Below are 22,122 nucleotides of genomic sequence, written 5' to 3'. Positions count from 1 at the left end.
GTTCTGTTTGTCGTGATTCTATAAGGCTTTCAATATATTGATTCTAGAGAAATATTAGATTGAAACATCTTTATGGTCAAGAATTCATAAACCATATTAATCAAAAATAATATTTGACGAATTGTTTAATTGTTTATATTTATAGTCTCAAAGAACACCCTTTAAAATTTATGTTACATAAGTAGGCAGTGACTGTTGTCAGTATAGGTTTTAATTGTGATGTTTTTGAAAAAAACAGTGTATTTCCCAATTGTCTTTTTAAAGGAAGAAATATAAAAATTGATGTATTCAGGTTTCTCAATTTCGTAGCCCGATCCCATTAGATAGCCCGATCCGAAGAGTTAACTTTAAACCTTAAAAAATAAAAAATCATGTTTCAGGGGATTGCAGATCAGATAAAGGAAGCTCAAAGAGAAATATTCAAACAAGAAGCGCTACAGAATTATTATGAAATGCTGACCAAATACCGGAAGGAGCAGATCAGAAATGAGAAAAAAACCAATACGGCATTTTCAAAACTTGTTTTGTCTCATTTATCTTCACGAAATCTGGATCAAATTCCTGGTCTAAGGTCGTTTTTCTATGTTGTTTTTGAGAAACAGGAAAATGAAAAGGATCTGAAGAGACGTCGATTTATTGTAACTTATTTGTTGCTCAATTCTTTTTCCGATAGTATTCAGGTATTCTCCGACGAACTGGAAAAAATTACGCCAGTGATGAAATCTAAAAGAGAGACGCGAAGCTTGAGAGTACTTGTGAAAAACATAAAACAGTCCACATTAGATAAATATTATTATCAGGAAGTTTCTTCAATGCTCCATCTTGTTGGGAAAGCCGGAGAAGTGAAAGCACGGAAAGTGATTTTGGATCAGGCGCTTGAAATGGGTAAGGAAATCCAGTTGAAACTGGCGGATGCTGTAAAAAATCTTAAAAACGAAAAGAGTTGGGGCTCCTGGGAAATGTTTTTCTCCAGAAAAATAAAATATGATGCTATTCCTCCAAGTGAAATAGATCAAGTTTATGGAATGATACCATCTTTGGCAAGTCAGATAAAATGTTTTGCAGTTATAGTAGAACCATTTTTTCCCTCACGGGATATTTTGATCCTTAACAAGTTGGCAGATCATTTTGTGCCAGGCTTGATAAGTGATTTAATGCAGGACTGGTTGGTTGAATCCAAAACCAAGAAAATGCGTTCAAGAATAAATCAGATTCTAGGAAACATTGATTTAATGGTGCGCACGCTGATGGTCTTGAAAGACCAAAATAAGAGTGAGATGGAGCTAATGGATATTGAACGACAAAACCGAATAGAATATACCGAAGAATATGTAAGAAAGAAACTTTCTGAAAAGATATAAGATTTTCATATTCTCCATAAATTTCATTAAAAACCCGAACATCTTTTGCAGTTTGCAGTTTGATGCTCGGGTTTTAATTTGTTTCTTTTATAGAGAGCGTGTCAGACAGTTAAAATATCCTTCTCTTTTTCTTCTAGCATTGTGTCAATCTTCTTGGCATATTTATCCGTTAATTTTTGCACGTCATCTTCAGCATTTTTTTCAATGTCTTCGGGCAGTCCCTCTTTTTTCAGTTTTTTAAGTTCATCATTGGTTTCTCTTCTAATGCTCCGAATACTGATACGTGCTTCTTCCCCTTCTTTTTTTACCTGTTTAACCAGGTTGTGTCGTCTCTCTTCGGTAAGGGGCGGGATGTTAATACGAATAATATCTCCGTTATTGTCAGGATTGAGCCCAAGATTGGCATTCATGATTGCCTTTTCGATAGAAGCAATCATTCCTTTTTCCCAGGGTTGAATGGCTATTGTACGGGGATCTGGGGTGTTAATGCTGGCGACTTGATTTAGAGGGGTCATATTTCCGTAATATTCCACCATTACCCCTTCCAGGATGCGAGGATCTGCTTTTCCGGCCCGTATTTTCCCGAGCTCACGGTCAAGATGATTAATGGTCTTTTGCATCTTTTCCTCAGCGCTTTCGATCAGTATTTGAACATCATCTTCCATGGCAAAAATCAATTGGTTAATGTTTGATTTTAGATTAATTGTGAACAAAAATATAAAACTTTAGTACAATTCGAAAGAGGTATGATAATAATGGCTTTTATTTGCCCGTTGATAAACGATATTGGAGATAGGAGTTGGGTGTCTTGTTTGAGTAGAAATTTTTATTTATGATTGTTCTTCATGTTGAAAATATGGCTACTTGGAAATTAAATGCCAGTAATTTTAGGAGCCCAATTTTTTTAGACCCATTTTATTACAAATACCTGATTTTATACTACTTTTGTCCTGATTTGTTAAATAGGATAATAATATCTAAAATTATTCTTTTATTTTAGAGGTAAGATGGATTGCAAATTAGATTAGATATAAATAAAGAACAATTTCTTTAATTTTATTGGGGAATAAAGAATGTAGCATCTACCTTTGCGTTTATAAAGTGTCGAACAGGTTAATTAATACAATCGAGATACAAATAAAACAAATTGATTTATGAGCAGTACACTAGGTTCTTCAATTGGGAAAAAGCTGTTGATGAGCATATCAGGGCTTTTTCTGATTCTGTTCCTTGTAGTTCACCTTACTGTGAACTCATTCTTGTTGGTCCCCGATGGAGGAGATCTGTTTAATGCGGGTGCCCATTTTATGGCCACCAATCCGGCTATCCGAGTAATAGAGCCATTGTTGGCTCTGGGCTTTATTGTCCATATTCTTTATGGCATAAAGCTGACTCTTGAGAATCGTAGGGCACGAGGTCCCGAGCGCTATGCCTCTGGCAAGAAGACTTCAGGCGTTACTTGGGCTTCACAAAACATGTTGGTGCTTGGTATTACGATAGCTGCTTTTCTGGTACTTCATATTGCCAATTTTTGGGTGAAGATGAAAATCACAGGCGATCCTACCTTGGAACACACCACTGTTGAAATTGCAGGTGTTCCAACTCAGGTTGAAAATGCTTATGCATTGGTTAATACCACCTTTGGATACCTGTGGATTGTTGTGGTTTATGTTATTGGATCAGTGGGACTTGCTATTCACCTTACTCATGGTGTTTGGTCTGCATTTCAAACCATTGGTTTCAGTAATCAAATATGGAGAAAAAGACTCAATGTTCTGGGAAATATTTTTGCCTGGATTATTGGAATTGGATTTTCTTCCATTGCCATTCTTCAATACTTGTTCTATCAGCCTAACTAAATAAATACGGAGAGATCATGGTAAAATTAGATGCAAAGATTCCCGAAGGGCCTCTTGCTCAAAAATGGGACAATTATAAAGCTAATCAAAAACTGGTTAACCCCGCCAATAAAAGAAAACTAGATATTATTGTTGTAGGAACGGGGTTGGCAGGAGCATCGGCTGCTGCTTCGTTTGGAGAAATGGGATTTAACGTAAAAGTATTTACTATTCAGGATTCGCCTCGACGGGCCCATTCCATCGCGGCTCAGGGAGGTATTAATGCTGCAAAAAATTATCCCAATGATGGAGATTCTGTTTATCGTCTATTTTATGATACTGTAAAAGGTGGGGACTACAGAGCACGCGAGGCCAATGTTTACCGATTGGCACAGGTGAGTAATAATATCATTGATCAGTGTGTTGCACAAGGTGTTCCCTTTGCCCGTGAATATGGAGGATTGCTCGATAACCGTTCTTTTGGTGGAGCTCAGGTTAGTCGTACTTTTTATGCAAAAGGTCAAACCGGCCAGCAATTACTTTTGGGCGCTTATCAGGCACTTATGCGTCAGGTTCATGAGGGAAGTGTAGAGTTGCATACCCGGACCGAAATGGTTGAAATTGTAATGGTCGATGGTAAAGCAAGAGGAATTATCGCCCGTAATTTGGTAACCGGAGAACTTGAACGTTACTTTGGTCATGCAGTGGTGTTAGCTACTGGTGGTTATGGGAATACATTCTTTCTTTCAACCAATGCAATGGGTTCGAATGGATCAGCTGCTTGGAGGGCCTACCAAAAAGGGGCTATGTTTGCGAACCCTTGTTTTGCTCAGATCCATCCCACCTGTATTCCTGTCCATGGTAAATTCCAGAGTAAATTGACTTTGATGTCCGAATCTCTTCGGAATGATGGTCGTATATGGGTACCAAAAAAGAAGGAAGATGCAGAAGCTATTCGGGCCGGAAAATTGAAGCCAGTGGATATTCCGGAGGAAGATCGTGATTACTACTTAGAACGTCGCTATCCTGCATTTGGGAACTTGGTCCCGAGGGATGTAGCTTCTCGTGCTGCTAAAGAGCGTTGTGATGCAGGATATGGTGTTGGATCAACAGGTTTGGCGGTTTATCTTGATTTTAAATCTGCCATTGAGCGTCTGGGACGCGATGCCATTGAAGCACGTTATGGTAACCTTTTCCAGATGTATGAAAAAATTGTGGATGAGAATCCTTACGAAACCCCAATGATGATTTATCCGGCGATCCATTATACCATGGGGGGACTTTGGGTCGATTATGAACTGCAAACAACTGTTCCGGGATTGTTTGCCGCTGGTGAGGCCAACTTCTCTGATCACGGAGCCAACCGTCTGGGAGCTTCAGCCCTGATGCAGGGACTTGCAGATGGCTATTTTGTGTTACCATATACCGTTCAGAATTATTTGGCTGACGATATTTCCACCCCCCGTATGTCAACGAAGGAGAAAGAATTCGAGGAAGCCGAAAAAGCCGCTAAAAAACGGTTTAACAAGATTATGGGCATTCAGGGAAAACGTTCGGTTGACAGCATTCACAAGGAGCTTGGATTGATAATGTGGGATTTTGTTGGAATGGCCAGAAACAAGGAAGGTTTGCAGCAAGCCATTGATAAGATTCAGAGTATCAAAAAAGAGTTTTGGACCAATGTCCGAATTCCCGGTTCTGCTGAAGGGATGAACGTAGAGTTGGAGAAAGCTTCTCGTTTAGCTGATTTCATCGAAATTGGTGAACTTATGGCCAGGGATGCTTTACAACGGGAAGAATCCTGCGGTGGTCACTTCAGAGAAGAGTATCAGACGGAAGAAGGAGAAGCTCTTCGTCAGGATGATAAGTTCTCTTATACTTCCTGCTGGCTTTACAAAGGGGAAGATCAGGAACCGGAATTGCATAAAGAGGAATTGAAGTTTGAAGTGGTAAAACTGGTTCAACGCAACTATAAATAACCGGGATGTAAATATTAATGAGTATTTATCATGGAAAAAACAATAAATATAAAACTGAGAGTTTGGCGCCAGGCAGGTCCTAAAGCCAAAGGCCGGTTCGAAACTTATGAACTTAAAGACATTTCCATCGACAGCTCTTTTTTGGAGATGATGGACATTCTCAATGAAGAACTTATTAATGAAGGAAAGGAGCCGGTTGCTTTTGATCATGATTGTCGTGAAGGAATTTGCGGTATGTGTTCACTTTATATCAACGGCCGTCCTCATGGTCCCGACGATGATGTAACCACCTGTCAGTTGCACATGCGTAAATTTAAAGACGGAGAAACCATCACTGTAGAGCCTTGGCGTTCTGCCGGATTTCCGATCATTAAAGACTTAATTGTTGATCGTAGTGCATTTGATAAGATTATTGCCGCAGGAGGTTATGTTTCTGTGAGCACAGGAGGTGTTCCCGATGCTAATGCCATTCCGATTCCTAAGGATGCCGCAGATGAAGCTATGGACTCAGCCTCATGTATCGGTTGTGGCGCATGTGTCGCAGCATGTAAGAATGGTTCTGCCATGTTGTTTGTGTCGGCTAAGGTAAGCCATCTTGCATTGCTTCCTCAGGGACGTGTCGAAGCTGCTCGTCGAGCCCGTAATATGGTCGCTAAAATGGATGAATTAGGCTTTGGAAATTGTACCAATACCGGAGCCTGTGAAGTTGAGTGTCCTAAAGGTATTTCTTTGGCTAATATCGCGCGTTTGAATCGTGAATTTCTAAAGGCTAAACTTCAGGAGTAATAAACGCAAAATGATTAATAAAACACAATCCCGGTGCCAATTTTATGGTCCGGGATTTTGTTTTTCTTAACCATCTTTGTGAATAGGATTATCTCTTTGTTTTGTAATTGGTTGAACTTTTTCTATCTTCAAGGCGCAGGAAAAGATGAACCCATGCCATACCGACGACTTCCAAATACAGATCAGGCTAGGTTGAGAGCATTGAAAACAGCGCAAAACAAAGGCGTTCAGACAGAACCCAAAGATCTCGCCTTTTCTCCCAAATTGCTGTTTGATGTAAAAGTCTTTGTTCCCCAGTTTGAACAAGCAATTAGACAATATCAGTTTAGCAAAGATCGACAAACAAATTTCGGTAAAAAGCTGACTGAAAATTTCAGGGTAGCACGAATGTATCTTTCTCACTTTCTTCAGGTTGTTAATATGGCCATAACTCGGGGAGAATTAAAACCTAATGTGCGGACTTTTTACGGTCTTTCTGAAATCGACAAAACACTTCCCGAGATCAATACAGAACAACAACTTCTTCAATGGGGCATGAGGGTTATAAAAGGAGAGGAAGAAAGAATGGCTCAAGGGGGGTCAAGGGTCTTCAATCCTACAATTGCAATGGTGAAAGTACATTTCGAGAAATTTGTGGAGAATTATAATGTTCACAAAGATTTGGTGAAAACTTCACAAAAAATGCAGGTAAAAGTGGCGCAGGAAAGAGAGACTGCTGATAATTTGATTCTTAATATCTGGAATGAGGTAGAAGCTTTCTATAGCCATTTGGAACCGGATAAAAAGCGAGAAAAGGCATCCGAATATGGGGTGGTATATATATTTCGACCTTCCGAAATTGCAAAAAAGAATAGTTGAATCCAGATCTTTCTCAAAAGAGGTTTTGTTGGGTCCTATTAAATTTCAAAAAGCATCTTGATTTTGCTAAATATCATGCCCATTAATAACGTTTGTTATTTATCAAATACCAAAAGAATTTGGGGGCAATAATGAAATGGGCCAGAATGGTTGAGATCAATCCATAATTCTTGGTCATTATTTGGAAACGTTCTTTTAGGCCTGGGATAATATTTTGTTTGGTAAGGCCTCCATCTCGAAATAGTGATAAAATGAGATGCGTATTGCGCACCTTTTTTGCTTTTTTTAAAGCATGAAGGCACCAATCGTAGTCAGCGGAAAATTTGTATTGTAAATTGTATTTTTTAGTTATTCTTCGAGAAGCAATGAATGATTGATGACTGACAAGCATCCCCATCCTGAAATCTTTCCATTTTAATTTTTTTGGAGGGGAAAGGCGTCGGGGCCCTATTTCCTTTCCGGCTGCATCAATGATAACAGTTTCGCCATAGTAAATATCGGCGAAAACATCACCGGAGAAGACCTTTTCAAGTATATCTGAGGATGCTGGGGCATCACCGGAGTTAATAAACCAAAAATAATCGCCAGTTGCTAGTTCCATCCCTTTGTTCATGGCATCATATAAACCTGCATCGGGGCCGCTTGTCCATCTGGAGATTTTCTTTTCGTATTTTTTTATGATATTAATGGTGCCGTCAGAGCTGCCGCCATCAATAATAATGAATTCGGTATGAGGATATGTGAGCGCTAGTACCGCTTTGATCGTGTATTCCAGAGTGTCGACTCCATTATATACTACGGTAATAATGCTAACGGTAGGATGATGCATTACGAAAATTGTTTTTGTTTAAAACGATTCTGTCAAAATTAGTATGCATTAGAAATTATTATATGAGCTTTTACGTGAGCTTTTCAGAAAATTGATGCCTATGGTTTACGCAATTTATTGTTAGCTTTTTAGCCTAGATAGAAGATGAAAAAATGGCTATCCAGACAATGACTGATATAGTGTTTGGTATTTTTCGGCTATTATCTCAGGTGAAAAATGATTTAATGCAAATGTTCTGGCGTTGGAGGACATGGCTCCATTATCTTTCAAAACATGAAGAATACCCATGGAAAGCTCTTCCCAGTTTCCTGAGGCAGCTAAAAAACCGTTTTCTTTGTGACGGATCATTTCCGGGACACCTCCGATCTTGAAGGCAACAACAGGAGTGCCGCATGATAGTGATTCAACAACTGTATTGGGCAGATTGTCCTGTAGGGAAGGCAATACAAAAGCATCGGCGGCCTGATAAAGACTTGCCATTTTTTTCTGGCTGTTCACTATGCCGATATTATGCAGGTAGAAATTCAATTTGTGTTGAAAGTCATTGGTATTTTTTCCGAAAGCGATTAATTCTACCTTTTGCTTCAAATCCGGTTGAATGGATGCCATATTTTGAAGGGCTTTGAGCAATAGGTTAGTTCCTTTTCTAGGATCAGAAATATTTGCAGCCCCAAAAAGAATCAATTTTTTATTTAATGGAAGACCTAGTTGTTGTCTTATCTTTTCTTTTTTTTTCGGAGAAAAAAGGGAGATGTCAATTGGATTAAAAATCTGATATATCGGACGCTGAATTGTTTTTGCCAGAGAACTATGTTCTGCCATTTTTTTTATCCAATTACTACACCCTACAAAGGTGATGGATGCATCGGAATAGATGTTTTGTTTTTGTGAGAACTGACGGGCCGATAAATCTTTTTTTCCGGGTCTTTTAAGCAGAGGACAAAAGCCGCAAGATGCTGAAAACGCATCACAGCCTCCCGGATAGTGACAGCCACCTGTAACAGGCCAAAGATCGTGTAAGGTCCATACTATGGGTTTCCTTGTTGCGATAAGTTTTTTTAGATCTTTCAGGGATAAAAAACCTTGGTTGATCCAATGAAGATGTAAAATATCCGCCTTTTTTACCATTGGATGACCACTGATGTCGGTTCCTGCACAGGCAGTGGAAAAGGAAAACCGATGTTGGCGATTTTTTTCATGTCTTGTAAAGTAGGCTATTTCAGCCATAAATTTCAGATTCTGAAAAAGAAGATCTCGTCGTGTCTTTGCCAATGGACTGATACCCGGATGCAGAGATTGGTTCTGCAATACGAGCATTTGTGCCTCTGTGCCGTTTTCTCTAAGGGCATTGAGTAATCTGACAGATGCCAAAGCAGCACCTCCATTTTGATCCGATTTATTTATATGAAGGACATTCACAGGGAAACATTTTGGAGATAAAGATAAAACATTTTAAGGTACTGGATCGTATCCGCTGCCTCCCCAGGGATTACATGATAAAATGCGTTTTATGGCCAACCATAACCCTTTGAAGGGCCCATGTTTTTTTAATGCCTGAATGGAATAAACAGAACAGGTGGGCGTGTATCGACAAGAAGGGCCTGTCATAGGCGAGATGACCATTTGATAAAATTTGACCGGTATGATTAAAATATAAACCAGTACTTTTATTATTCCGTCATATATTTTTCTGATAAATTTCATTTTTTCCTATTTCATCGGAAAGTTTGAGCAAAGCTTTTTTCATTCCTTTTTCAATGGTTTTATAGTCAAGTTCTTTATCTCCAATATAAACAAACGCGACCGCCACCTGAAGTGAACTATCATTGACAACGTTGTACAGAGGGTATTTGTTTAACCGATAGGCTTCCCGCATTCGCCGTTTAAGTAGATTGCGTTTAACAGCTCGTTTGAAGCGTCGTTTTGATACCGAAAATAATACCTGAACAGAAACATCCTCAGGAAGGGTAACGGGCAAATACTGAACCCGGAAAGGAAAGACCAGAAATGACTTCCCCTTATTGAAAAGCTGATCTATTACTTTTCGACGACAGAGCTTTTCCGGTTTTCCGAGCGTGAATCCTGGTCGATGCATTGGTTGGTTGTCCTAAATTCTCCTCCCCCGTTGATCAATAAATAAGCGGGTTGTTGGATGATTCGTTTCATTTTTGACAAAAAAGAATAATCAGGAGATTCGTAGTTTTTTTGCTTGTTTTTAATCCACTTGATCCGAATTGTTTTTCTAGTTTAATTCTTTTTGAATTATCGGAAATATTCAGCAAGTGGTTTTGGCTTATTGCCTATTGTTTGCGGGGTTAGTGATGGGTCGCAAGCCGGAAAATAAACCTGCCCCAATTAAGGGGCAGGTTTGAATTTAGAAAAACTTATTTTTTGTTATATTTTTTGATGTACATTTCCAGAGCAGCCGTCATGGATGGAGCTTGTGGCATGGGGGCTTGAATGTCAAGACGCAGACCGGCTTCTTTTACGGCCTTGGCTGTTGCCGGGCCAAATGAGGCAATCAGAGTGTCGTTCTGCTTAAAATCCGGGAAATTCTGTAGAAGCGATTTTATTCCTGAAGGACTAAAAAAGACCAAAACATCGTAGTTAATATCTTTTAAGTCACTTAGATCGCTGCTTACGGTACGATACAAAATAGCCTTGGTAAATTTAACCTTTGCTTTTGTCAGCAGGTTCGGAATTTCCGGTTTATGAATATCAGAGAGGGGCACCAAAAACTTTTCCTGTTTGTGTTTTTTAATGACCTCAATTAAATCCGGAAATTTCCCGGTAGAATGAAAAATTTTTCGTTTTCGGTATACAATGTACTTTTGCAGATAAAAGGCTGTCGCTTCAGAAATGCAGAAGTACTTCATGTCATCAGGAACGGTCACGCGGGTTTCTTCACAAATTCTGAAAAAATGGTCAATTGCCGTTCGGCTGGTGAAAATCACCGCTGTGTGCTCAAGAATATTGATTTTCTGTTGTCTGAATTCTTTAGATGATACCCCTTCTACCTGAATGAAGGGTCTGAAATCAATTTTTACATTATTTTTTTCAGACAGCTCAAAATAAGGGGATTTTGGCGTTGACGGTTTAGGTTGTGAAACCAGAATTTTTTTGATCTTCAATTTACTTAAGTTTTAGTTCAACAAAACCAGAAACCATTTCAGTAATCAGGTCAATTAAACAGTACCTTGTATAGTATTGACAAGGGTAATATTTCCAGGGCACAAAGGTACAAAATAATGTAATAACCTGAAAGCGTATCCCTTAAATTTGCTACAATTCCTCTTGTTATCTGTGTTAAATACAGTAATATAAAAATCAAGAAACCAATTTTAGGTACCAAATGACGTGCATCAGGGGTGATGAATGGGAATAAAACGATTAACGGCATCAGGATCACGCCAAAAGATTTGTTCATAACAGCCGAACGAAACAGGTAATCGGTCGTTCGATCTTGGATCCTGAATATCCATCCTACAAATCGGTAAACGATCATTTTTGAATTGAAAACGACCAAAAGAAAACCCAAAATAACCAGCCACAACTTCCAACCATAGAGATCAAAAAATGTGCGTTGTCTCAATAGCATAAATTCATAAAGAAAGATTGAGAAATTTCCGTAAAACAAAAGGTTTAGTAGTATGGATGCCGGTTTTTGACTATTCTCAGATGAGGTTTGGAGTTTTATGGCCAGATTAGAAAAAATTATGGCATGGAAAACTTGATTCAAATATTTTTGCCATTTTAAGCGGACTATTCCTGTTATGGCCACAAAAAACAGCAAGGTACTTATGAACCAGGGGTCGGTCCGCAATTCGCTGTGATATTCGAATTGGGGACCGGGTTCTTCTTCGGTATAGTAATTTGATTTAACTTCCTCTACATTTTCCTTGTGGGATGGTATAGAATCTATTTTCGTTTCGAGCTTCTTTTTTTTGTTTTTGAATAGGGGGACAATACAAAGAGAGTCGTTGGTTTCAGATGACCAAAGCTGCTTCTTGAATCCTGTTGATTTCCAATCTGATATGAGTATATTGTCCAGTGTATCAGGAACGGTAGCCCTTGTCAATACATCTTCTTCGGTTTGTTGGGTATTCGTATCTGCCTGCACTTTTCCTTTTTTAGAAACGATAAGGTTCCTGCGTTGACTGGATGAAGAATCAGGCTCCAAAGGCAGTAGTTTTATTTCCGGCCTGTCTACTTTAATCTCTATTTTTTTCGGGATTTCAACAGCCGGACGGATGATTTGTGCAGAGCTATCCTGCGCTGCTACGGACGAATGATTTGCAGGGTGTGTTTGGCTGTTCATACAGATCAAGATTGGTAAACAAAAATAAAACTTTTCCTAAAGGGCTGCAAAACTGATGGCATCCTTTCCCCAAGGCTTGGAATTTTTCAAGGCCGGGACTATCTCATCCGGACTTTGCACCATGCTCCACATTTCTTGGTGGATTGGACGCATAAAGCTTTCATCTGTCATTTTATGAAAAAGTTGGGTTAATCCATCAAAGTAACCGTCCGTGTTGAGTATAATCACAGGGTGTGGGTATTGCCCCAGTTTTTTAAGGGATAGTACTTCGAAAAGTTCCTCCAGCGTTCCTATACCACCGGGTAGGGCCAGAATACCAGAACTGTTTTTCACCATTAACTCTTTCCGCTGGTGCATGGTATCTACCAAGACCATGTCATCAACCTTTTTATGCTGCCATTCCACTTCAACCATAAAACGGGGAATTACTCCTGTTACGGGAGCGTTGTGTTTGAGTGCTTCATCGGCAACCGCACCCATAAGACCATTGCTGCCTCCGCCATAGATGATGCCGTATCCGGCGTTTATCAGGGCTGAAGATGCTTTGGTCGCAGCATCAAAGTATTTTCGAGGCACCAAAGGACTGGAAGCACAAAAGACTGCAATATTCTTTTTTTGATTCATGATTGAAGCTTAAAAATGATGAGTTGAAGATGGGGGATTATGATGGGTTATGTAGTTAAAAATCATACCCTAAAAGAAAAATTTTTTTTGTTTCATAACGGTTATCTGTGTTTCTTACTTTGCCATGGGATAAAATACTCAATGAGATATGAGAAACCTATGTTAATGGTATTGTTACCATTTCCGAAGCCCGGAACAGAATAGGGTTTAAGTGGTTTTGAATTATCCTGAAATACTTTTACCCGGATATTCAGGGTCCACCCCATGTAAAGATTTTTAAGCAACTCTGTTCTCGGTCCGGCTAACAGTTCAAACCAGTGGGTCTGAAGAAAATAGTCGTCCATAGATGCCTGGTAGTCATCCCAATAGCCATTCTGTATTGTGAGGCTGTTACTGCCATGCTGCTGCAAGGCATAGCCATAATTTAATCCAATAAAGATGTTGTCGTTATTTCCTCTTTCGTCCACATTAAAAAAGTCGTATAAAATACCTGCCTTAAGGAAGGAACCATTGCTCTGATATTGATAGTTTCTTTCTTTGGCATGACTTTCTGAGAAGGTTAAGTTTTCAAATCCTGCTTCACCCCGGAAAAACCAATTGGACGACAGGTTAATATGCGTTACAAAAGAAAACGCTGATTTGTCGTTGTCGAATAAGTGTCCAATAGGACCTTCCAGGTTGACCCCCAAAGTCAGTCCCCTTCGAACCTTTTCATTAATGGGAAAAAGGCTTTGATCCTTGTTTTGTCCTTTTGCCGCAGAAGAGATAAGCAAGAAACTAATAAATATATAGTTTGATATTCTCTGTAGTTTCGCCATATTTTACTTTTGGATAAATGATAGAGACGGAATCTATGAATGCATTGGTATGAATTACGGTGTCCAGATCAAATGTAAAGATATATCCACATTCACCGGAGATGAAATCGAGTTCTTTCGTTGATATGATATGAAGAGTGTCTTTCAACGTTTTGGACGAAATAATAAAAGAAGAAGTATCTGATTGAAAACTTAAAGGCAAAAACAGATCTGAAAGAGATTCATTTTTATAAATACTGTCGGCCATATTTAGGCCTATTATTGAGACTTCTGTAAGGGTTGTGTCAGTGTCTTCTGCCCACCAGGCCGAAAGCAAATTAGCTTGAACCGAATGCTGATTGGACAGGCAAGCCTCATCATCATTGCAAGCTACGACTGCCAAAAGAATGATTAGTGCAAAGAATAAATAGTTTACAAATTTCATATTTTAGATATTGGTCTAAGGAAACTAGCATGACTTCGATTGAATCATTTATTTTTCCCAAAAAAGTCCGGATAAATTCTAATGATTATGTCCGTTGCATTTGGTTTCAGATTATCTGATCTTCACCAAGTTTGATTTTAATGTTTGCTTGTCTTTGCACAAAGGTAGAAAATAAAGTGATTTTTTGGTGTTCATTAGCGTGCACAAACATGTTCGTTAACGTGCGATTTAATGACTGTGATGTTGCATTAGGCTTGTGTAAACAGTTTAAAAACTGTTGGTTAAATGGTTTGGTCCGAATGTTGAATTTGTCTCCTTCCGTATAACTTGCTTGTGAGCAGGGAAAACAAATTTCAAACGATCAAAGTCCAAAAAAACTTTTTAACATTTTAAAATCTTGAGTTTTGACAGCCTGGTCTTTAGGCAAAACCTTAACTATTAAAGCAATGTAATATGAAAAAAACAAAGAAAAGTTTATTAACTCTGTTGGTCTTGATGCTTTCAGGAAGCGTAATGATAGCGCAGCAACAGAGGATTGAGTTTACCGAATTTGATCTCACCAACGGGCTGCATGTGATACTTCATGAAGATCATTCCACCCCGATTGTGTCGGTTAGTGTAATGTATCACGTGGGCTCCAAGAATGAACAGCCCAACCGCACAGGATTTGCACACTTTTTTGAGCATTTGATGTTTGAAGGAACAAAAAATATCCCCAGAGGTGAATATGCTAAATTTGTTGAAAAGGCTGGGGGGACACTTAATGCCAACACCTCGGTCGATCGGACCTATTATTATGAAGTCCTTCCTTCAAATCAGTTAGAAATGGGACTTTGGCTCGAATCAGAGCGGATGCTGCATGCGAGGGTAGACAGTATCGGAATAGCCACCCAGAAGAAAGTGGTTATTGAAGAAAAGAAACAAAGCTATGATAACCGTCCCTATGGTTCCATTCTTATTGAAGTGATGAAACGGGCGTTTAAAAAGCATCCATATCGTTGGACTACCATAGGAGATCCCGATCATATCAGGGCTGCCAAGGATGAAGAGTTCCAACATTTCTACGATCAGTTTTATGTTCCGAACAATGCTGTTCTGGTAATTGCAGGAGATATTGAAATCGAAAATGCCCGCCATCTGGTAGAAAAGTATTTTGGTGATATCCCATCCGGGAAAGAAGAGATTTTCCGTCCTACGGTTGTAGAGCCCCCGCTCAATGGCGAAATTCGTGATACCATTTTTGATAACATTCAGTTGCCGTTGGTTTTACATGCTTATCGTACACCGGCAATGGGAACGGAAGACTTTTATGCGTTGGATATGTTAAGTACCCTGCTTTCTGATGGTCACAGCTCTCGTTTATATAAAGCATTGGTGGATGAACAGCAAATTGCCATGCAGGTTGGTTCATTCCCGCTTCCCTTTCGTGATCCCAGTGTCAGCATCACTCTTGCACTACCTAATATGGGAAAAGATGTTGCCGAACTTGAGCAGGCTATGATTGATGAAATAGAGAAAGTTAAAAACAACTTGATCGATGAACGTGAATTTCAAAAGCTTCAAAACAAATTTGAAAACGATTTTATAAACAGCAATACAAGGATTTCTACAAGAGCCAATAATCTGGCAAGGTATTATACTTATTTCGGTAATACGAACTTAATTAATACGGAGCTTGAAAAATACATGGCCGTTACCCGTGAAGATATAAAAAGGGTTGCCCAAAAGTATTTCACCAAGGATAATCGTGTAGTGTTGTATTATTTGCCTAAGAGTCAAAGGAATTAAGAAGATTCCGGAAAAATACGAAAAGTGTCAAAATAAAAAACTGATAAAATGAAACGATATATTTCAATCATTCTTCTTTTGGTTTTAATGGTGTCTGTCGTGAGTGCTCAGATCGATCGCTCTACGCCGCCAGTTCCCGGCCCGGCACCTGAAGTACAAATTGGAGATTATAAAACTTTTAAACTCCCCAACGGATTGACTGTAATTGTGGTTGAAAACCACAAAGTGCCGGTAGTTTCTTATTCTCTTTCGTTTGATGTCACATTGCCTCGTGAAGGCCAGGCTACCGGATACATTCAATTGGCCGGAGAATTGCTGCGTGCCGGAACAACGAATCGTTCCAAAGCAGAAATTGATGAAGCTGTAGACTTTATAGGTGCCACTTTACAAACTTATTCCAAGGGTATTTACGCCCGTTCCTTAAGTAAACACAGTGAGGAACTTTTGAATGTGATGTCGGATGTTCTTTTAAATCCTACTTTCCCAAAGGATGAATTGGATAAACTGGTTACTCAATATAAAACCTCTATTCAGGCCAATAAAGAGGAGCCCCGTGCCATTGCTGAGAATGTGGCCAGTGTTCTTATTTACGGCAAAGATGATCCCTATGGGGAGATGATGACTGAAGAGACTTTGGACAACATTACCCCTGATCTTTGCAAAAATTATTATGACTCCTATTTCCGTCCGAGCAAAGCCTATCTTGTGGTGGTGGGAGACATTTCTGTGAAAGAAGCCAAAAAACAAGCAAAACAGTACTTTGGAAAATGGAAAAACGCACCGGTCCCCCAAAACTTGTTCCCTTATCCCAATTGTTATGATGAGCCTAAGGTGGTGATTGCCAATAAGGAAGGAGCCAATCAATCCATGGTTATGGTGACGCATGAAGTGATGCTTACTCCCGGTCATCCCGATGCTGTTAAAGCCCGTGTTATGAATGCCATTTTAGGAGGTGGATCCTTTAATGCCCGTTTATTCCAAAATCTGCGTGAAGATAAAGCATTTACTTACGGTGCCTACTCTCAACTGGAGTCCGATGAGCGTGTTGGTCGCTTTACTGCGTCTGCAGAAGTGCGTACCTCTGTCACTGACAGTGCTATCACAGAGATCCTTAAGGAGATGGAGAGAATGCGTGATGAGTTGGTGACCGATGAAGAACTCCAATTGGTGAAAAACATCATTTCCGGTCAATTCGGAAGATCGCTGGAAGATCCGCAAACCGTTGCTCGCTTTGCCCTCAATATTCAACGTTACAATTTGCCACGAGACTATTACGAAAAGTATCTTCAGAGGGTGGAACAGGTCACCAAAGAAGATGTTCGTGAAATGGCAATGAAATACCTCAAGCCGGAGCGGGCGGTTATTCTCGCTGTGGGAGATGCTGCTTCAATCAAAAATAAAATGGAAAAGTTTAGTCCCTCGAAAGTTGTTGAGGAATATGATTACTACGGTAACCTGGTAGAGAAAAAGGCGGTGAGTGATAAGGTGGATGCTTCGGAAGTAATAGCCGCCTACATTGATGCTGTTGGAGGAAAGCAGGTTTTGGATCAGGTGAATGATTTGAAAATGAAGATGGCAATGGAGATGCAGGGGATGCCGATTGAAATTAATTTTTATCAAAAGAAGCCTAACAAATTGTGTCAAGAGACTTTGATGAATGGGAATGTGGTATCGATGCAGGTATTTGATGGCGAAAAAGGAAAGGTGAAAACGCCGATGGGAGAACAAATGCTTGAAGGAGAAGCTTTGACCAATATGAAAGAGAGTGCCAGGCTCTTTCCTGAGCTTGATTATCTCAATGATAACGCCCGGCTTGAAATTGAAGGGATTGAATCCATCAACGGGGTGGATGCCTATAAGGTGGTCGTTACCAAACCTTCCGGCATGAAATCAAGTTTGTTCTTCGGCGTGGAGGATGGGTTAAAATATAAAGAAGTTTCTCAGACTATTCAGGGCACTATTGCCACTATTTTTGAAAAGTATGAAGAAGTAAATGGGATTCTTTTTCCATCTGTTTTGAAGCAGACAATGGGACCTCAGATGTTTGAAATTCAGGTTAAATCTGTTGAGATTAATTCCGGCATTGAGGATAGCCGGTTTGAAGTGAAATAACGAAATTATCTTTTTTACAATAGGTTATACCCGAAGGCTGATTTTGCTCCTTCGGGTATATTTTTGTTACGATCATTGATTGTTTTTTCGTAGGCTATAAGCTTTTGGGGCAGATGAGTTCCTGGTCTTTAAATTGGGCCTTTGAAGGTGTTTGTACAATTCTGTTTGAGAGTTGTCGTTGTTATTATATGTAAAATTGCTTGTTAAATAGAACAGCTTTTTATACTTTTGACTGACTGGTCAGTCATTTTTGAGATGAAAGAGATTAAACGAGAGCGAATATTAAAAGAAGCGTTAACCCTGTTTGCCACCAAAGGATTTCATGCCACCACTATCGAAGCGATTGCCAAGGCGGCCGGAGTGGCGAAAGGATCGGTGTATAATTATTTTGAAAGCAAAGAAGCCATTATACGGGCTGTGGTTTTTGACACCATTCTCGAAGCCGTAGATTGGATGGATCCCAACCATGACGGAGTCATCACTGAAGGTGAATTTTTTGAAATGATCCGAAAAAGTAAAAAATGGTTGGTGGAGAACAGAGAATTTTTGATTCTCTATTATTCAACGGTAACACATCCAAAAGTCAATAAGCTATTGGAAAATGAGCTTTGGCAAATCCTCGAACCTCATATGAAAAAAGCAGAGGATTTTTTTATTCATCATGGTTTCGGCAACCCAATTGCTGAAGTCCGGTTTTTCTTTGCAATGCTCGACGGCATAAGTGTTAACTATGTGGTCGATCCTCACAATTTCCCGTTGGATCATGCAGTAGATCGGTTGATAAAATATTATAAGGGGCTTCTGAAAGATGATGCCTTAAACAGATAAAAAAGGAATGCTATGAATAACTCCAAATCAGGGTTTAAAATTTATTACCTTTCAGTTTTGCTTTTGCTTTTACTTCTCTCTTCAAGTGTCTCTTCCCAGCAGCTTTCTGCCACCGATATTGTAAAACGGGCAAATGATTTGATGCAAGGGAAAAGCAATTATTCGGAGATGGAGATGCAGATTATCCGTCCTTCCTGGACCCGAACCTTGCGTTTCAGAGCATGGGCAAAAGGGGATGATTTCTCATTGGTTTATATAGATCATCCTCCTCGCGAAAAAGGACAAAGGTTTCTGAAGCGGGAGCGTGAAATGTGGAACTACGTTCCTGCCATCGATCGGATGATTAAAATTCCGCCAAGCATGATGATGCAGTCGTGGATGGGTTCCGACCTCACCAATGATGATCTGGTAAATGCCGCATCTATTGTTAATGATTATGATCATGAAGTTTTGCGCACCGAGACGCTGCGAGGATACGATTGCTATGTCATTAAGATGGTGCCACACGAAGATGCCCCCGTGGTATGGGGGAAAGTGCTGTCCTGGATTTCAAAGGATGGGTTTATCACCCTCAGAAATGAGTATTATGACGAAACCGAGGAACTGGTAAATGAGGAGATTCTTGATGAGATTGAAGATGTGGGCGACCGTACCATTCCTACACGGTATACCATGATTCCGGTAGATAAGGAGGGATATAAAACCTCTCTGAAGTTTCAAAAAATAAAGTTTGAGATTGAGGTTGACGATGCCTTTTTCTCAATTAGGAATATGAAGCAGATGCGCTGATAATGATTTTTCCAACCAATTATTCCAACGATCAATGACGACATCTAAAAAGCTGCCTTATTCCACATCCCGGAAGGGCCTTATAGCAGGAAAATCGGGTCTTATTAAAATTGCCTGGCGCAATCTGTGGCGAAATAAACGTCGGACCTTCATTACCGTCTCTTCCATATTTTTTGGCGTCATTTTTTCTGCCCTGATGGGGTCTATGCAGGAAGGCTCCTATCAGAAAATGATCGAAAATGTGGTCAAGTTTTATGCCGGTCATGCGCAGATCCAGCACCGAGACTATCCCGATCATCAATCCATTAACAACTCCTTTGTGCCATCCGACTCACTACTGGCGAAACTCAACCGGCATTCTCAACTGGACATGGTTGTTCCCCGTCTCGAAAGCTTTGCTTTGGCATCATCGGGTGAGCAGACGGAAGGCATACTGGTTATGGGCATCGATCCTGAAAAGGAAGACCGGATGACTGCCCTGGCGAAAAAGGTGGTGAGCGGCACTTATCTTGAAACGAGTGGCGCTTTGGTGGGAGCTGATTTGGCGACTAATCTTGGTCTGGAAGTGGGGGATACCCTGGTAATGATAAGTCAGGGATTTCACGGCGTGAGTGCTTTTGGGCAATACCGGGTGGCAGGAATCATTCAGCATCCTAATCCGGAATTGAACCGACGTTTGGTTTACCTTACGCTGGATGAGGCACAATACTTTTTTCAGGCTTTTGGAAGGGTTACATCGCTTGCTTTGACCGGGCATTCACAGCACGAAATGGATAACATTCTTCCCAACTTAAGGCAAGAGGTTGATGGTGGGCTGGTGATTCGTACCTGGCAGGAAATGTTTCCGGCCGTTCTTCAGCAAATTGAGAGTGACAGGGCCACCGCACTGATCATGAAGATGATTCTTTATGTGGTGATTGGCTTTGGAATTTTGGGCACGGTGGTGATGATGATGGCTGAGCGCAGAGCTGAGTTCAGTGTTATGGTGGCCGTGGGGATGTTTCGGTCCAGGCTTGCTCTGATGTTATGGATGGAAATACTGTGGATAGGCCTGTTGGGGGTGATCGCCGGTTTTGTAGGCACTATGCCGGTGATCAGTTGGTTTGTTTATCACCCTTTACCCATTACTGGTCAGGCGGGGGAGTGGATGAAGAATCTCGGATTTGAACCTTTTATGTTCTTTGCCTGGGATATGGGTGTTTTTATTCAACAGGTTGTGGCAGTATTGCTGCTGACAACGCTGATCTCTTTCTATCCGGTTTTAAGAGCATTCAAAGTTTCCCCTGTAATAGGAGAAAAAAATTGACCAGTTGGTTGGGGGTGGAAAAAGTAGGTTCAATAGAATTCATCTAAATATTTTTAAGGTTCATGTTAAATGATGATGCTTTAAAGTTTAATTATTAATGTTTTGTCACGGGTGTAAATTGAATGTTCTGATTTGACGAATGCACAATGGCAATAAAGAAATGATCATTTCGTGGTTGGAATAGAAGGGTTTTACAACCAATTGATTTTAACGGACTAAATAGGAAAACACTATGTTATTAAAAATTGCCTGGCGTAACATCTGGCGGAGTCCGGTTCGAAGCTGGATCATCATTGCTGCTTTAACCGTGGGGATGTTTGCCGGTATTTTTTCTGCCACATTTATTAATGGGTGGATGATGCAGCGACTGCACGATGGGGTTGAGACCGAGACCGGTCACATTCAGATTTTTCGTGACGGTTATCGGAAACATCCGGAAGTGGATCGTTATTTTAATGCTCGTCTTGATTCGGTGGTAGTAGAAAATCCTAAGGTACAAGGCGTGTCATCCCGGTTGATGGTTCAGGGGATGGCGGCCTCCTCCGAGACTGCACGAGGGGTGAAAGTGTATGGCGTTGATGCTGATGCGGAAAAGGCGGTGCTTAATCTTCATGAGAAGATCATTGATGGGAACTGGTTTGAATCACCTTATAAGCGGCCGATCATCATGGGGGAGAAGTTGGCCAAACAGTTGCAATTGAAGTTGAAATCGCGAATCATCCTTCGCTTTCAGGACGTGGAAGGCAATATTACCGGTGGTGCTTTTAGAGTGGCCGGTATTTTCAAAACCAATAATGCCGCCTTTGATGGCAGCAATGTGTGGGTGAAGAAAGAGAGCCTGGCGCAGTTGCTGGGAATATCTTCCGATAACTGTCATTCCATGGTGGTACGCCTCGTGGATGCCGATGGAGCCATTAAAGTAGCAGGGGAGCTGCAAAAGCAACTTTCGGATGAAGAAGTGGTGCCATGGAAAGAACTTAGCCCCGAATTGGGATATATGACCGAGTTGGGAAATACCTATCTGTATCTTTTTGTGATTATTATCCTTTTGGCGTTGGGGTTTGGCATCATTAATACCATGCTTATGGTCGTTCTGGAAAGGGTCAGAGAAATAGGGATGCTGATGTCGGTAGGCATGAGTCGTCGCCGTATCTTCTTTATGATTATGGTTGAAACAGTAATGTTGTCTTCAGCCGGTGGATTATCAGGCATCTTTCTGGGGATGGTTGCAGTATGGCGTCTAAGTATTACAGGAATTGATTTATCCGTTTGGAGCACAGGACTTACAGAGATGGGATTTGATCCGATTGTTTATCCTGAATGGGATGCCGCATTGGTCTTTAATATCGCTATGCTGGTGGTTCTAACCGGTATTTTGGCCTCTCTTTATCCGGCATGGAAAGCGTTGAAACTAAAACCTTCCGAAGCGGTCAGGGTGATTTAATAAATTTTCATACATTCATC

Annotated in this window: 21 protein-coding genes; 11 read left to right on the top strand and 10 right to left on the bottom strand. The window is 40.4% G+C overall.

Features of this window, described 5'->3' with window-relative positions:
• Positions 1-371 precede the first annotated feature (371 nt).
• Positions 372-1,361 carry a hypothetical protein gene (locus ACT29H_RS03275; protein WP_444820166.1) on the top strand — a complete coding sequence of 330 codons (990 nt, stop codon included), beginning with the start codon at positions 372-374 and terminating at the stop codon, positions 1,359-1,361.
• Between the two features lie 101 nt (positions 1,362-1,462).
• Here ACT29H_RS03275 and frr read toward each other — a convergent pair whose 3' ends face one another.
• Complete coding sequence (frr, locus tag ACT29H_RS03270; protein WP_444820165.1) at positions 1,463-2,038, bottom strand: ribosome recycling factor; 576 nt, start codon at positions 2,036-2,038, stop codon at positions 1,463-1,465.
• Between the two features lie 477 nt (positions 2,039-2,515).
• Here frr and ACT29H_RS03265 point away from each other — a divergent pair, with 477 nt between their 5' ends.
• From ACT29H_RS03265 to ACT29H_RS03250, 4 genes are all read left to right on the top strand, one after another.
• Positions 2,516-3,220 (top strand): succinate dehydrogenase cytochrome b subunit, encoded by a 705-nt coding sequence (locus ACT29H_RS03265; protein ID WP_444820164.1) that lies wholly within the window; start codon positions 2,516-2,518, stop codon positions 3,218-3,220.
• A gap of 17 nt (positions 3,221-3,237) precedes the next feature.
• Positions 3,238-5,178, top strand: a complete 1,941-nt coding sequence (locus tag ACT29H_RS03260; protein ID WP_444820163.1) for a fumarate reductase/succinate dehydrogenase flavoprotein subunit — start codon at positions 3,238-3,240, stop codon at positions 5,176-5,178.
• Between the two features lie 30 nt (positions 5,179-5,208).
• Positions 5,209-5,964, top strand: coding sequence for a succinate dehydrogenase/fumarate reductase iron-sulfur subunit (locus ACT29H_RS03255; protein WP_444820162.1), 756 nt, complete (start codon positions 5,209-5,211; stop codon positions 5,962-5,964).
• 153 nt (positions 5,965-6,117) lie between these two features.
• Positions 6,118-6,822: a hypothetical protein gene (locus tag ACT29H_RS03250; RefSeq protein WP_444820161.1), complete on the top strand. Its 705-nt coding sequence runs from the start codon at positions 6,118-6,120 to the stop codon at positions 6,820-6,822.
• A gap of 82 nt (positions 6,823-6,904) precedes the next feature.
• Here ACT29H_RS03250 and ACT29H_RS03245 read toward each other — a convergent pair whose 3' ends face one another.
• The 9 genes from ACT29H_RS03245 to ACT29H_RS03205 all read right to left on the bottom strand — a co-directional run bounded on the left by ACT29H_RS03245 (position 6,905) and on the right by ACT29H_RS03205 (position 13,835).
• Entirely contained in the window at positions 6,905-7,651 is a 747-nt protein-coding gene (locus ACT29H_RS03245) for a glycosyltransferase family 2 protein (RefSeq protein WP_444820160.1), read from the bottom strand.
• A gap of 156 nt (positions 7,652-7,807) precedes the next feature.
• Positions 7,808-9,070 carry a glycosyltransferase family 4 protein gene (locus ACT29H_RS03240; RefSeq protein ID WP_444820159.1) on the bottom strand — a complete coding sequence of 421 codons (1,263 nt, stop codon included), beginning with the start codon at positions 9,068-9,070 and terminating at the stop codon, positions 7,808-7,810.
• Between the two features lie 33 nt (positions 9,071-9,103).
• Positions 9,104-9,355: a membrane protein insertion efficiency factor YidD gene (gene yidD, locus ACT29H_RS03235; protein WP_444820158.1), complete on the bottom strand. Its 252-nt coding sequence runs from the start codon at positions 9,353-9,355 to the stop codon at positions 9,104-9,106.
• Positions 9,330-9,746 (bottom strand): ribonuclease P protein component, encoded by a 417-nt coding sequence (gene rnpA / locus ACT29H_RS03230; protein ID WP_444820157.1) that lies wholly within the window; start codon positions 9,744-9,746, stop codon positions 9,330-9,332. Before rnpA ends, yidD begins: the two co-directional genes overlap by 26 nt.
• A 289-nt stretch (positions 9,747-10,035) precedes the next feature.
• Positions 10,036-10,782 (bottom strand): uroporphyrinogen-III synthase, encoded by a 747-nt coding sequence (locus tag ACT29H_RS03225; RefSeq protein ID WP_444820156.1) that lies wholly within the window; start codon positions 10,780-10,782, stop codon positions 10,036-10,038.
• A 50-nt stretch (positions 10,783-10,832) separates the two neighbouring features.
• Positions 10,833-11,969 (bottom strand): DUF4271 domain-containing protein, encoded by a 1,137-nt coding sequence (locus ACT29H_RS03220; RefSeq protein WP_444820155.1) that lies wholly within the window; start codon positions 11,967-11,969, stop codon positions 10,833-10,835.
• Positions 11,970-12,005: 36 nt separating this feature from the next.
• Entirely contained in the window at positions 12,006-12,593 is a 588-nt protein-coding gene (locus tag ACT29H_RS03215) for an LOG family protein (RefSeq protein ID WP_444820154.1), read from the bottom strand.
• Positions 12,594-12,694: 101 nt separating this feature from the next.
• A complete protein-coding gene (locus ACT29H_RS03210; RefSeq protein ID WP_444820153.1) occupies positions 12,695-13,411 on the bottom strand; it encodes a DUF6048 family protein in 717 nt (238 codons plus the stop codon).
• Positions 13,371-13,835, bottom strand: coding sequence for a DUF6452 family protein (locus tag ACT29H_RS03205; protein ID WP_444820152.1), 465 nt, complete (start codon positions 13,833-13,835; stop codon positions 13,371-13,373). The genes ACT29H_RS03210 and ACT29H_RS03205 overlap by 41 nt, the downstream gene beginning before the upstream one ends.
• Before the next feature lie 453 nt (positions 13,836-14,288).
• On the opposite strand from ACT29H_RS03205, the gene ACT29H_RS03200 reads away from it, so the two are divergent.
• The 6 genes from ACT29H_RS03200 (at position 14,289) to ACT29H_RS03175 (ending at position 22,102) form a co-directional block, all read left to right on the top strand.
• Positions 14,289-15,623, top strand: coding sequence for a M16 family metallopeptidase (locus tag ACT29H_RS03200; protein ID WP_444820151.1), 1,335 nt, complete (start codon positions 14,289-14,291; stop codon positions 15,621-15,623).
• A gap of 48 nt (positions 15,624-15,671) precedes the next feature.
• Positions 15,672-17,735 (top strand): M16 family metallopeptidase, encoded by a 2,064-nt coding sequence (locus tag ACT29H_RS03195; protein ID WP_444820150.1) that lies wholly within the window; start codon positions 15,672-15,674, stop codon positions 17,733-17,735.
• A 255-nt stretch (positions 17,736-17,990) separates the two neighbouring features.
• On the top strand, positions 17,991-18,563 hold the full coding sequence (locus tag ACT29H_RS03190; protein ID WP_444820149.1) for a TetR/AcrR family transcriptional regulator: 573 nt from the start codon (positions 17,991-17,993) through the stop codon (positions 18,561-18,563).
• A 12-nt stretch (positions 18,564-18,575) separates the two neighbouring features.
• Positions 18,576-19,352 (top strand): outer membrane lipoprotein-sorting protein, encoded by a 777-nt coding sequence (locus ACT29H_RS03185; RefSeq protein WP_444820148.1) that lies wholly within the window; start codon positions 18,576-18,578, stop codon positions 19,350-19,352.
• A 34-nt stretch (positions 19,353-19,386) separates the two neighbouring features.
• A complete protein-coding gene (locus ACT29H_RS03180) occupies positions 19,387-20,658 on the top strand; it encodes an ABC transporter permease (protein ID WP_444820147.1) in 1,272 nt (423 codons plus the stop codon).
• Positions 20,659-20,890: 232 nt separating this feature from the next.
• Positions 20,891-22,102 carry an ABC transporter permease gene (locus ACT29H_RS03175; RefSeq protein WP_444820146.1) on the top strand — a complete coding sequence of 404 codons (1,212 nt, stop codon included), beginning with the start codon at positions 20,891-20,893 and terminating at the stop codon, positions 22,100-22,102.
• Positions 22,103-22,122: the final 20 nt, after the last annotated feature.

Source organism: Thermophagus sp. OGC60D27 (assembly GCF_052400625.1).
Classification (GTDB): domain Bacteria; phylum Bacteroidota; class Bacteroidia; order Bacteroidales; family Marinilabiliaceae; genus Thermophagus.
The sequence above is the reverse complement of the archived record's forward strand: the minus strand, read 5'-3'. Positions and strand labels throughout refer to the sequence as shown.